Below are 12,668 nucleotides of genomic sequence, written 5' to 3'. Positions count from 1 at the left end.
CACGCATCTGCCGGAACGCAAAACCCCTGCGGTCAACGGGAGAGACCGCAGGGGTTTGCAGGTGGATGGCGTGAGGCCAGCAAAGGCTGGGTGTCACCCCAAGGACCGGCGGCCGGATGAAAGCGGTACCGGCCTCATCATGCAAGCACGTCTTTTAGGCAGGAGTGCGTCAACATCCGCAAGCAAAGCGCGCGAGAAAATCTCACCTTCGCGCGCGCGTTGCATGCGGTCCGCCTTATAGCGTTTTCGAGCGAAGCGACCGCCGGTTCGCGTAAAGAAAACGCTTCCAAAGGACAAGCTAGAGTTCGGTTCTGATTCAATCAGAACCGAAAATGTTCTAGTCGTTGCGGGCAACCGCCGCCAGCTTGGTCATGTTGTGCAGCATGATCCGGCCGCGTTGCAGGTCGACGATGCCGTCCCTGCGCCAGGTCTGCAGCTGCCGGTTGACGCTTTCGCGCGCGGCGCCGACGAAGATGCCGAGCTGTTCCTGCGAGATGTGCACCTCGGAACCGAAATCCTCGGCCAGCGCGCACAGCCGCCGTGCGAGGCGGACCGGCAATGGTTGCAGCACGGATTCTTCCATGCGCTCGCTCTGCCATCGGATGCGCTGGCATAGCAATTCGATCAGCCTGACCGCAACCTTCGGCTCGCGCTCGAGGAAGCCGAGGAAATCCTGCCGCCGCAACACGAATAATTCGCTGGGCTCGCCCGCGGTCGCATCCGCGGTGCGGTCCTGACCGTCGAGCACGGCGACCTCGCCGAACAGGTCGCCCGATCCCATGAAGTTCAGTGTGAGCCGGCTGCCGTCGGAGGCACCGGTCTCGATCCGGATCTGGCCACGGCGGACCCCAAACAGGGCATCGCCGGGATCGCCTTTCTGGAACAGCACCTCGCCGGTCGCCAGCTGCTGGGTGTGGCAGAGGCCGGAAAGCCGCTGCAATTCGTCCGCACCGAGATCGGCGAACATCGGGTTCATCTTCAGAATGACCGCAAATTCGGCCTGTTTGCTCATTGTACTGCTGCCTTCCAAATCCATCCGAGCGATCCCCTGACGCCCGGTTAGCAAAAATCACCCTCATAAGAGTGTGTGAGAGGTCACATAAGTTCATGCGGTAACGGATTATTTTTCCGGTCATTGGAGCCAGATCCCGCTTGCGGGATAAACTCGTGTGATCGGCCGTGTTTTTCTGCGGCGGAACTCCGCTTGCCCGGCCTGGAACAACGACATGAGAGCACTGAAATTCGCCGGGGCCGCCATCGCTGCCGTGATCGTGATCATCGCGCTGGTCGCAGCGGTCGGGATCCCGTCCTCGTTCCTCACATCCGCCATCACCGATCGGGTCGAGCGCGAGACCGGCTACAAGCTCACCATCAATGGCGGCGCCAAGATCGGCCTCTGGCCGAGGGTCAATCTGACGCTGAGCGACGTCGTGTTGCAGGACCCGCGGGGGCGCGACGTCAACAACCGGTTCGCGGCAAGCAGCGTCGAGGCCGAGATGACGCTGTCGAGCCTGTGGTCGGGCCAGCCCGACATCACCGACCTTGCAATCGTCAAGCCGGTGATCAACCTGCCGCTGCAGCGCGAGCGCACCCGCGACCACAATCCGCCGGCGAAATCCTCCGCGTCCGATGGCGGCGGCATCGCGATCCGGCATGTCAGCATCACCGGCGGAACCATCGTCTTCTCCAATGTGCGCGACCGGGTCGAGAACCGGATCGAGACGCTCAACGCGGACGCGACGATCGGCGACGACCGCAAGATCGTCGTGACGGGTGACGCACAGGCCGGCGACAAGCCGCTGAGGTTCGAGATCCGCGCGACCGCGCCGCAAGCGCCGCTGGAGCGTCAGAGCGTGCCGGCTGAATTCAGCATCGATGCGCCCGGCCTGTTGCCCGCGCCGATCAAGGCGAATGCGGACGCGCGGCTGAACGGCACGGTGGTGATGTTCAACGGCGTGTCCGGCACGCTCGGCGATGGCGGCTTCACCGGCTGGGCCTCGGTCGATTTCGCCAGCAACAAGCCGCTGGTGAAGCTCGATCTCGACTTCCAGCGCATTGCGATCGCGATGCCGCCGGGCCAGTCCGGCTCCACGCCGCCGCTCGGCACCAATACCTGGAGCAACGCGTCGATCGATCTTGCCGGGCTCAACTATGTCGACGCGCAGGCGCGCATCTCGGCGGCGGAGCTCGTGATCGGCGACGGCCGCTTTGCGCAGGCGGCAATCGACGCGTCGATCGACAGCGGCGTGCTGAAGGGCCGGCTCGCCGAGCTCGGCGCCTATGAGGGTACCGCCAATGGCGACGTCACCGTCGATGCGCGAGGCGCCACGCCAACCTACGCGCTGCGGCTCGACCTCGTCGGGGTGCGCGCGCTGCCGGTGCTGAAGAGCCTCGCCGAATTCGACAAGCTCGACGGCAAGATGCAGGCCAAGATCGCACTGACCTCGCAAGGCAGCAGCGAGCGCGCCATCGTCGGCAATCTCGGCGGCACCGCCTTCGTCGTGTTCCAGGACGGCAAGATCCTCGGCCTCAATGTGGCGCAGATGATCCGGAGCCTCACCACCAGCACCTTGTCGGGCTGGCAGGCAAGCCAGGAATTGTCGACCGATCTCAGCCAGCTCTCGGCCTCGTTCAAGGTCGACAAGGGCCAGGCCGTCACCACCGATCTCAATCTGATCGGCCCGCTGGTGAAAATGACCGGGGTCGGCACCATCGACCTCAACACCCGCCAGATCGGGTTCCGCGTCGAGCCGCAGCTCGTGATGACCACCGAAGGCCAGGGCCGCGCCGGCGATCCGGTCGGCCTCGGCATCCCCGTGATGCTCGAGGGACCCTGGGTATCGCCGCGGATCTATCCGGAGATGCAGGGCATCCTCGACAATCCGCAGGCCGCCTATGCCAAGCTCAAGGAGATGGGCAAGGGCCTGTTCGGGCAGAACGGCCAGGGGCTGAGTGAAGGCCTCAACGGGCTTACCAATCTGTTCAACGGCGTGCAGGGCGGCGCGCAGCCCGGCGCCGGCCACCCCCCGGGCGGCGGCGCCGGCCAGAGCAACCCGCTCGGCGGGCAGCTTGGCGACACCATCGGCAATCTGCTGCAGCAGGGCCTCTCCACCCTCAACCAGGGCAACGCATCGCGGCCGAGCCGCAGCCTGGCCAAGCCCGAGGCGGACGCGCCGCCGGCCGCCGATCCGGCTCCTCCGCCGCCCCCTCCGCCCGGCGAGACCGCCGAGCAGCACGATAGTCCGGCGATGAAGGACGTGCTGCGTCAGCTGTTCAATCGCTGATATTCCCGGACATCCCCCGCCGATATGAAGGGATAACCATGCGGCCCGAGCGGCCGCCCCGCCTCGCCGATCCGTGCTAAACAGCGGCGGATCATGCGGCGCACCCGGTTGATGCGAGGGGGCGGACGAGGCTGGATGAACGCGGCTACGGACGAGGGCAAGAACTGGTTCCTGCGCGGCGGGCTGTTCGCCAAATATGTCCTCGCGCTGGTCGGCCTCGTCGTGTTCGTGCTCGCGGTCAACGGCGCGCTCGAGACCTGGATCAGCTACCGCGGCATCAAAGGCACGCTGACGGACGCGATGAGCGAGAAGGCGGACGCCACCGCCAAGCGGATCGAGCAGGCGATCTCCGATCTCGAGCGGCAGATCTCCTGGGTGACCCGCGCCTCCTCCAACACGATCGAGCTGCGCCGCGCCGACTACGCGCAATTGCTCGGCCAGGTGCCGGCGGTGAGCCAGCTCACCCTGATCAGCGGCCAGGGCCGCGAGTTGCTGCGGCTGTCGCGCCAGACCACCACGGTCAACTCCAACGCCGACTTTTCCCGCGATGTCAGATTCATCGAGACCATCGCCCGCGGCACCGCCTACGCGCCGGCGTATTTTCGCGACGGGCGGCCGTTCATATCGATCGGCGAGCAGCATTCCGGCTTCAATGCCGGCGTCACCATGGCCGAGATCGACCTGCGCTTCCTCAATGACTATTTCGGCGATTCCCAGGTCGGCCGCCTCGCGCATGCCTATGTCGTCGACGGCAAGGGCCGCGTGCTGGCGAGCTCGTCGAAGGGGCCGGAGGTCGGCAAGGACCTCGCCGCGCTGCCGCAGGTCGCCGCGGTGCTGTCGCCCGGCGGCAGGCCGATCGCTTCCGGCAAGGATGTCGACGGCAATGCGGTGCTGACCACAGCAACGGCCGCGCCGAACCTCGGCTGGCACGTGTTCTATGAGCAGCCGACCGCGCAGGCGCTGTCGCCGATCCGCGACCAGCTGGTGCGCATCGCGCTTTTGATCGCGCTCGGCCTCGTGGTCGCGATCATCGCCGGCACGATCCTGGCGCGGCGCATGCTGGAGCCGATCACCGCGCTGCGCACCGGCGCGCGGCGGTTAGGGGCCGGCGACTTCGGCCATCGCATCGAGGTGAAGACATCGGATGAGCTGGAGGAGCTCGCCGGGCAATTCAACAGCATGGCCACCCAGCTTGCCGAGACCTATTCCGACCTTGAGGCCAAGGTGAAGGAGCGCACCCGCGACCTCGCGCAATCGATCAACGAGCTGAAGGTGCTGGAGGAGGTCGGCCGCGCGGTGGCGTCCTCGCTCGACCTTGCCGCCGTGCTGCCGACGGTCGGCGCCCGCGCGCTCGAGATCACCCAAGCCGATGCCGTGCTGATCTATGGCTATGACGCCGCACAGCGCACGTTCAACCTGACGCAATCGATCGGCATCGCCGCTGCGGCCGAAGGCCGTCATCGCACGATCGACGCGCCCAACAGCCCGCTCGGCGAGGCCGCCGCGAAGGGCGAGCCGCTGGCGTTTCCCGATCTGGCGGCAAGTGCCGATTATCCGCTGCGCGATGTCGTGGTCGGCGCCGGCTTCCACTCCGTGCTGGTGGTGCCGCTGGTCGACCAGCAGGGCGTGCTCGGCGCGCTGGTGGTGCTGCGCAAGGCGGCCGGCGACTTCCCGGCGAGCCTGATCGGCCTGATGAAGACCTTTGCACACCAGGCGGTGCTGGCGATGCGCAACGCGCGGCTGTTCACCGAGGTGGACCAGAAGAGCCGCGCGCTGGAGGAGGCCAACGCCACCGTGCGCGAGCAGGCCGACAAGCTGCGCGAGCAGACCGAAGCGCTCAAGGACTGGAACAAGTCGCTGGAGCAGCGGGTCGAGACCCAGCTCGGCGAGCTCGAGCGCGTGCGAAGGCTCGAGCGCTTCCTGGCGCCGCAGGTGGCGCAGCTGATCGCCTCGTCCGACAATCCCGAGGGCCTGCTCGACAGCCACCGCCGCGAGGTCACCGTGGTGTTCTGCGACCTGCGCGGCTTCACCGCCTTCACCGAGGCGACCGAGCCGGAAGAGGCGATGAACGTGCTGCGCGAATATCACGCCGCGCTCGGCAAGCTGATCTTCAAGTACGAAGGCACGCTCGACAAATATGCCGGCGACGGCGTGATGATCCTGTTCAACGCGCCGATCCAGCTCGCCGACCACACCGCGCGCGCCGTGAAGATGGCGGTGGAGATGCGCGACACGGTCGGCCCGCTGACCGAGAAATGGCGCAACCGCGGGCACAGTCTCGGCTTCGGCATCGGCATTGCGCTCGGCTATGCCACGCTCGGCCAGGTCGGCTTCGAGCAGCGGCTGGAATATGCCGCGATCGGCAGCGTCACCAACCTCGCCTCGCGCCTCTGCGGCGAGGCCAAGGCCGGCCAGATCGTGGTGAGCCGCCGCGTCTACGGCATGGTCGAGCCCTTCGTCGAAGGCCGCGCCATCGACGACCTCGTGCTGAAGGGATTCAATCATCCCATCCTCGCCGCGGAGATCTTGCGGTGGAAGGGCGAGCCATCAGCGGAGGCGGCGGCGGAGTAAGCCACGCTCTCTGTATGGTCCTTCGTTAGCACAGACGCTACCGCTCAGCCTCTTTCGAGAGAGTGCTAGGGGTGAACTGTTGGCTTTGTACCCTGCTCAAGAGAGGGTTTCGCCATAGTCTTCTTCCAAGCATTAAATTCAACGGGCAGGACAGCACTCAGGCCACCGGCCGGCATGAAGTCTGGATCAAAAGTTAGATCCAATTGACGCAAAACTCTGGCGAAGCGTCTGACACTCCCGCCGCCCTTCCCGGCCGCTCCTTTGCGAGGTCGACCTGAGATCGGGTCCGAGTAAAGGCGCGAAGCCTCGGCAATGATCGGGCGACTGCGGATAATGCTTTGGGTACCACCAAGCTGTTCAAGAACATCTCCGTGACGGCGAAGCGGCTCCTCGCCATCATCGTTTGCTGCCAGAAGCAGGAAGCGAGAATTCGGACCATGATCGCGGCATAGTTGCCAAGGTGAACGGACGAGATGGCGGTAGTAGTGCCGAAAATGACCGCTTAAAATATACCGATAATGCTTATCCAGCTTGCGCTTCCCTCCGGCGCTCGGCGGACACAGTTGGTCGAAGAAGTAAAGCGCGAGCCACGTCCAAAGGCCCCGGTCGTTAGACATCCTGGCCTGATCGAGCGATGCGAGACGCATCCCGAGTTCACGGCCAAATTCATATCGGTTCTTAAAGGTCCGAAGCGTCATTTTCACCGGAAGCGCGAGTGCCTCCGACGTATCGGGATGGTTGAGCAGATGATGCGGCGGCGCTCCGATCGCCCCCTGACTCAGGTATTCTGCGAATTGAGCAATTCCAGCTTCGTTAAGTCGACGCAAGTCATCAGCCATGTGTGGGCTCCGGGATCATCTGTCTAGCTTTCTCAACAAAAGCTCTAGTCTCACAATAACGGCGAACTAGATCGTCCACCCACGATTCTCTGGCCTCGGCGTCCTCCAATTCCTCCGGCTCATCCTCAACCCCAAGCCCTTCGCTGCAAAAGCGTTTCCAATCCGCTTTCCAGCCTTCACCGTCTTCATCATCCTCTGACGGATCGTAGGCGATATGCTCTCGAAGCCTTTGCGCAAGCCACCGATCCCGGCGAACAGGTCGATAAACCGGAACCAGCTAGGGATGTCGTCGGCACGGTAGGCAGCCGCCTCCTCCAGGAGCTTGAGCACAGCTCCCTTCAGCTCGCTTCTTCCCGATTGGTATCGATAGCCAGTACTACGAGATACTTCAATTAATTCAATAGCTTCGTCGAAGGAAAGGCCGGCCTGTTGGCACAAGCTAGTAAATCGCGTGCGTTTGGTTGCCACGCTGCCCCCCGAATCTCTGTGTCAACGAATCTCACGGTGACACAATCTTTCCCGCCGAACAATCCAAATGTTCTATATTTGTTCCTATTGCACAGGTTTATCCAGAAACCTCACCATCCAGTGGAATCCTCTCCCCTCCGCGATCACGACCTCCCGCGCCCTTCCCCGGAATAGCCCATCCCCGCGTCGCTCGCGTCATGACGGGCGCGCGGGACAGGCGCGCTTGCTGAGACCAAGAACAAGCAGGACGGGTTTGGATGGGACGCACGCGGCGGCGTCGGTGGTGGCGCTGCATTGCTCGCTGGGGTCGGGACGGCAATGGACCAAACTTGCGGCCGCGCTCGGCGGCGACCGGTTCATGGCGCCGGATATTTCCGGCTATGGCGTTGCCGCCTGCGGGCGCGACTGGCCGCGGACGCTGGACGGCGAGATCGCGCGGCTCGAGCCCTGGCTCGCCAAGGCCGACGGGCCGATCCACCTGATCGGGCATTCCTATGGCGCGGCGATCGCGTTTCGGCTGGCGACCGCCTCGCCTTATGCGCAGCACGTTCGCAGCCTGACGCTCATCGAGCCGGTGCTTCCGACGTTGCTTCGCGACACGCCTGCCGACGCGCGGCTCTACGACCGCTTCGCGCGGATCGCGCAGATCGTCTCAAAGGATATTCTCGACGGCGCCGTGATGGAGGCGGTCGAGGCGTTCACCGCGTTCTGGGCCGGCTCCGGGCCGCGCGAACAGTTCTCGCCGAGCGGGCGGCTGCGGATGATCGAGCAGGCCGACAAGCTGCCTTGCGATTTCAACGCCGCGCTCGACCTCGACGGAGTGGCGGAAGCCGCGCGTGCGTTGAAGGTGCCGACGCTGCTGCTGTCGGGCGGGCTGTCGCCCTATGTGACGCAGCGCATTGTCGCCAAACTCGCCGCGCTGATCGATGGCGCCGAGCTGCGGCATCTGCCGGGTGCCGGCCACATGCTGCCGGTGACGCATGCCGATCGGGTCAACCCGGAGATCCTGCGGCACATCTGGCGCGCCGAGGAGCTGGCGAATTTGGAGCTGGCGAAGCTGGAGCTGGCGGCGGATGCGGGGCCGGCCGACGCGGCGCGGCCGGCTGGCTCGGCCAGGCGGCATCTGGTATTCAGGAGGAGTCTTGGTTGACGCGTTTTCTTTACGCGAACCGGTACCCACTTCGCTCGAAAACGCGCTGCATTTTGGGAATAGTTTGCCGATGATTTTGCCTCGCACGCGTGCCTCAGCCCTCGCCGCCTCCGCGCTGCTCGTGCTCGCGGCCTCTCCCGCGCTTGCCGCGGGCGAGGCCGACGCCGTGCCGAAGGGCGCGGCGGTGACGGTGCTGAAGGCCGCAAAGTTCTGCTTTGGCAATATCGTCGAGGTCTCGGGCATCGTGCTGCCGCGCGACGAGCAGCAGATCCGGCCCGAACGGTTCGGATTGAAGGTGACGGAGGTGCTGGCCGATCCCGGCGACACCGTCACCGCCGGCCAGGTGCTGGCGAAGCTGACCGACGGCGCCAACTCGGTCAACGTCACGGCGCCGGTGGCGGGCACGATCTCGGCGTCGTCGGCGATCGTGGGCGCGCCAGCATCGGGCAAGGACGCGCTGTTCTCGGTCATCGCCAAGAGCGAGTACGATCTGGTCGGGATGGTGCCGACCCGCGACATCGCCAAGCTGAAGACCGAGCAGACGGCGCAGCTCAAGATCCTCGGCGCCGGCGATCTCGACGGCAAGGTGCGGCGGATCGCGCCGACGGTCGAGCCGAACAGCCAGCTCGGCCAGGTGTTCATCGGCATCGGCGCGAACAAGCGGCTGCTGGTGAATTCGTCCGGCCGCGCCCAGATCAAGACCGGGCAGAGCTGCGGCGTCGCGGTGCCGCTCACCGCGATCCTCTATTCCACCGCGGGCACCGTGGTGCAGGTGGTGCGCGGCGGCCGCGTCGAGACGCGGCGGGTCGAGACCGGATTGATGTCGGCGGGACAGGTCGAGATCCGCGACGGCATCCAGGAAGGCGACATCGTCGTCGCCCGCGCCGGCGCGCTGCTGCGCGAAGGCGATCCGGTGCGGCCGGTCGGCGCCAGTGCGGATGCGAAGTAGGTGGCGCGACCGAGCGCGCGGAAACCAGCGACGCCTTCGCGATGCGTCCTGCAGCGGAGCAAGCGGCACCCCTCTCCCTAACCCTCCCCCGCAAGGGGGGAGGGAACCCTTCCGCCAGTGGCTGCCTTACGTGAGCCGCGATGAAAGCAATGCGCTGCTACGCGTGTGAGGTGAGCACGCATGTCAGGCTCCCTCCCCCCTTGCGGGGGAGGGGGAGAGGGGTTCTCTCCACACGGCAAGCTCGTGATGTTAGGAACAAAATGCGCGGGCCCACGCCCGCGCAGAAGAGTCTAGCTCAGCCGCCGAGCTTGATGTCTTCCAGCAGCGAGGACGACACGCTCGGCACCTGCTCGCCTTCGCTGGCGCGCGAGATGGCGACCCGGGTCTTGTTGAAGGCGCTTTCGGCGCCGGCCTGGGCGTTGAGGTTGTTGAGCAGCTCGGAGACCAGCACGCTGTTCGGCGCCTTGCTGTCGTCGGCGACCTTGCCCGGCGTCGCCGAGCTGAGCACGATGGTGTTCTCCGGCGGGCTGATCGGCGCGAGACCGTGCGAGAACGCACGGAAGCGGCGCTCATAGGGATTGCGGCGCGAGGCATCGAGCACGACGAGCTTGGCCTTGGCGCCGCGCTCCTTCATCGCATCGAGCACGGACTCGACGCTGACGCCGGTGCGCTTGACGTCGGCTTCCTTCCAGATCGTGGCGTCGACCGGAATCATGTAGCTCTCGCGGCCGACCTGCACGCCGTAGCCGCCGAAGAACAGCATCACGACGGTGTCGGGGCGAATTTTCGCCTTCATGCGCTCGACCGCGCGGAACATGTCGTCCTTGGTCGCATCCTCGACCACGTCGACGTCAAAGCCCTCGCGGCGCAGCGCCGTCGACAGGGTGCGGGCATCGTTGATCGGCTGGGCCAGCGGCGCCGCGGCGTCCGGGTAATGGCCGTTGCCGATGATCAGCGCGAGGCGGGAGGTGCCGGTCGGAATGCTGCCGGTCAGCTCGGTGGCGACGAGCTTGTCGCCACCCTTGGCGACATCGAGGGTGCGCTTGTTGAGCGCGGCATGGGCGCCAATCGCCAGCGACACCGTGCCGGCCACCGCCACGCAGACGGCGATGGTGCGGCGGGAAATGCGAAGCTGCCTAAGGTCCATAGCGTTCCTAAGTCCCAATTCTTATCCCGATGGCGCTCAAGCGAAGATCGCGCCAGTTAGTCGCGTCAAAGACGTTCAGGTTTAATGGGGTTGAGGTGTGTGTGCCGTTGAATTGAGCTCAATTTGCGGCGCCGCAACAAACGCTCCTTTAACCCGGACGGCCGCCCGGGGCAACCCGAATTGCCGCATGCTGCCGCCCGGCAGAGGCCATTGACGCCGTTAAAATCCCGTTACGTGACCTCAGTCACATTTGTGTTTTGTAGAGATTCATGTAGCTTTCCAAAGGCTTGCGAGTTTGGGGCAGAGCGACTGGAAACACCGTCGGGCGGCGGCGTTAACCGGTTCCTCGGGAAAGGGGATTCTTTGAGCTTCTTGGGCCTTCACGAGATCGCAGGCGCGGTGTGCCGGTCGCTGACCGTCAGGAAGGACGGCCCGTCGCTGTACGACGTCTGCGACCCCGTGCTGCAGGCCTATCGCGGCGGCGATGCCCATCTCGGAAAATTCTACCGGACCGCGCTCGGCAACCCGCCGCTGCGCGCGCTGCTCCGCCGCACCGGCCTGCCCGCGCTCAACGATCCCGACCGCCTCGCCGGCCTGCGCGCGGCGCTCACCGCGGCGCGCGACGTCGCGGCGCCGGACTGGGCCGCGATCGGCACGCCCGTCGCAGCATTGATGGACGGTATTGGCGTACGCCACCCGGCCCCGCCCGCCGCGTCGGCACCGGGCCGCCCGCCGGCGATCGCCGAGATCGACCGCGTGATCCGGCTGACCGGCGCGCATCTCCTGCGCTCGTTCGGCAGGAACGGCTTCATCCCGACCTATGCCGCCTTCAATTTGATCGGCGACCCCGACGTCGGCGGGCGCGAGCTGCTGATGGCGCTGACCGGGCTGAACGCACGCGGCTACAAGAACTCGACCTTGCTGTTCAATCTGGCGCGGATCTTCATCGCGCATTCGCCGGCGCGCACGCTGATCAACCCGGCCTGGCGCGGCATCGCCGAGCCGATGTGGGAGCCGGTGCAGATCCGCCACCGCTCGGCCTATTACGACGCCTTCTTCACCGAGGCGCTGCTCGGCTTCGTCGAGACCGGGCTCGCCGCGCCGGATGAAGCTGTTACCGCGCGGCGCGCGATCGCCGACATGGTGGACTTCTGCCTGAAGACCAGCGCCGAGGAGGTGCCGTCGCATGACGGCTCGACGGTGAAGGTGATCACCGCGCTGGCGCCGGGCCGGCATCCGCGCTTCTCGCGCTTCTTCGCCCAGATCAAGCAGGATCTCGGCTTCGGCATCTATGTGCCGGACTGCGACACCACGGCGTGCTCGTTCTCGGCCGCGACCCAGGCCGGCTCCGACGATCCGATCCTGCAGCAGCCGCTGCTCGACTTCTACCGCGGCTACCAGGTGCGATCAGGCGCCAACGAGCCGCGCGTCACCGTGCCGCTCAATGATAACATTGATTACGAGGGCGGCGTCGTCACCTGGATCGACAATCTCGCCGGCGAGCGGCCCTATGGCAACGACCTCGATCCGACACTGAACCTCGACATCCTCGAGGTCTCGTTCCGCAACCTCGCCCGCTGGCAGATCATCGAGACGCCGCAGCGGCTGGAGACGGTGCATCGCATCATCGCCTTCCAGAAACATCTGGTCGAAAGCGGCGCGTTCAAAAATCCGCGCTCGCATATCTACTATCTGCCCGAGCTCTATTCGGCCTATTTCGGCCGCTGCTACGCCGCCTTCGTCGCGCTGCCGCTGGCGGCGCAGCGCATCATCGATCCCGGCAACGTGTTCGCGCTGATCCGCGCCCGCGTGCTCGGCTATGTCACGCACGAGCTGATCACCCACGAGATGAACCCGTTCGACGCCGCGCTGGCGCTGATGGCGCTGGCGCATCTCGGCGCCGAGGTCTCGACCTTCACGCCGCCGCTGCACTGCATCGTGCAGGGCCTCGGCGAGGGCGGCCGCAAGGGGCCCTACCGGGCCTATGAGTGGAATAAGATGAAGACGCCGACCCGCATCCTGGTCGGCGGGCCGGAGGTGACCTCGGCCTTCGTGCTGATGGCGCTGGCGCTGGCGAAGCGACGAATGGCCGCGGTGTAGCTTCGTAGCCGAATGGCTGATTCGTCGGCGAATGACGCGAAGTTGAAACTGGCGGAAACGCAACAGCACTGGCACGGTTGCCCAATTGCCCGCACAATCGTTGGGCACTGACCACTGCACGCCAAAAGCCCTTTGAACGATAAGAACCTGGCCGGGAACG

The 12,668-nt window shown here is 65.5% G+C and carries 9 protein-coding genes; 5 read left to right on the top strand and 4 right to left on the bottom strand.

Annotated features, from left to right (window positions below):
* Window positions 1-337 precede the first annotated feature (337 nt).
* Window positions 338-1,012, bottom strand: a complete 675-nt coding sequence (locus E2I15_RS32185; protein WP_137483741.1) for a Crp/Fnr family transcriptional regulator — start codon at window positions 1,010-1,012, stop codon at window positions 338-340.
* A gap of 214 nt (window positions 1,013-1,226) precedes the next feature.
* Between E2I15_RS32185 and E2I15_RS32180 the strand changes: the two genes are divergently transcribed.
* Together E2I15_RS32180 and E2I15_RS32175 are read left to right on the top strand one after the other, a co-directional pair.
* Window positions 1,227-3,284, top strand: a complete 2,058-nt coding sequence (locus tag E2I15_RS32180) for an AsmA family protein (RefSeq protein WP_155262682.1) — start codon at window positions 1,227-1,229, stop codon at window positions 3,282-3,284.
* Window positions 3,285-3,419: 135 nt separating this feature from the next.
* Entirely contained in the window at window positions 3,420-5,855 is a 2,436-nt protein-coding gene (locus tag E2I15_RS32175) for an adenylate/guanylate cyclase domain-containing protein (RefSeq protein ID WP_137483739.1), read from the top strand.
* 65 nt (window positions 5,856-5,920) lie between these two features.
* Here the strand turns inward: E2I15_RS32175 and E2I15_RS32170 are convergent, their stop codons facing one another.
* Window positions 5,921-6,694 (bottom strand): hypothetical protein, encoded by a 774-nt coding sequence (locus E2I15_RS32170; RefSeq protein WP_137483738.1) that lies wholly within the window; start codon window positions 6,692-6,694, stop codon window positions 5,921-5,923.
* A gap of 66 nt (window positions 6,695-6,760) precedes the next feature.
* Complete coding sequence (locus E2I15_RS32165; protein WP_137483737.1) at window positions 6,761-7,024, bottom strand: DNA cytosine methyltransferase; 264 nt, start codon at window positions 7,022-7,024, stop codon at window positions 6,761-6,763.
* A gap of 391 nt (window positions 7,025-7,415) precedes the next feature.
* On the opposite strand from E2I15_RS32165, the gene E2I15_RS32160 reads away from it, so the two are divergent.
* Both E2I15_RS32160 and E2I15_RS32155 read left to right on the top strand, forming a co-directional pair.
* Window positions 7,416-8,312: an alpha/beta fold hydrolase gene (locus E2I15_RS32160; RefSeq protein ID WP_170991825.1), complete on the top strand. Its 897-nt coding sequence runs from the start codon at window positions 7,416-7,418 to the stop codon at window positions 8,310-8,312.
* Window positions 8,313-8,382: 70 nt separating this feature from the next.
* A complete protein-coding gene (locus tag E2I15_RS32155) occupies window positions 8,383-9,261 on the top strand; it encodes an efflux RND transporter periplasmic adaptor subunit (protein WP_137483735.1) in 879 nt (292 codons plus the stop codon).
* A gap of 295 nt (window positions 9,262-9,556) precedes the next feature.
* Here the strand turns inward: E2I15_RS32155 and E2I15_RS32150 are convergent, their stop codons facing one another.
* Window positions 9,557-10,408 (bottom strand): caspase family protein, encoded by an 852-nt coding sequence (locus E2I15_RS32150; protein WP_137483734.1) that lies wholly within the window; start codon window positions 10,406-10,408, stop codon window positions 9,557-9,559.
* 372 nt (window positions 10,409-10,780) lie between these two features.
* On the opposite strand from E2I15_RS32150, the gene E2I15_RS32145 reads away from it, so the two are divergent.
* On the top strand, window positions 10,781-12,508 hold the full coding sequence (locus E2I15_RS32145; RefSeq protein WP_137483763.1) for a hypothetical protein: 1,728 nt from the start codon (window positions 10,781-10,783) through the stop codon (window positions 12,506-12,508).
* The last annotated feature ends 160 nt before the right edge of the window (window positions 12,509-12,668 follow it).

The sequence above is a fragment of the Bradyrhizobium sp. BR2003 genome (genome assembly GCF_009720285.1).
Lineage (GTDB): Bacteria > Pseudomonadota > Alphaproteobacteria > Rhizobiales > Xanthobacteraceae > Bradyrhizobium > Bradyrhizobium elkanii.
This window is presented reverse-complemented; position numbering and strand designations above follow the sequence as displayed.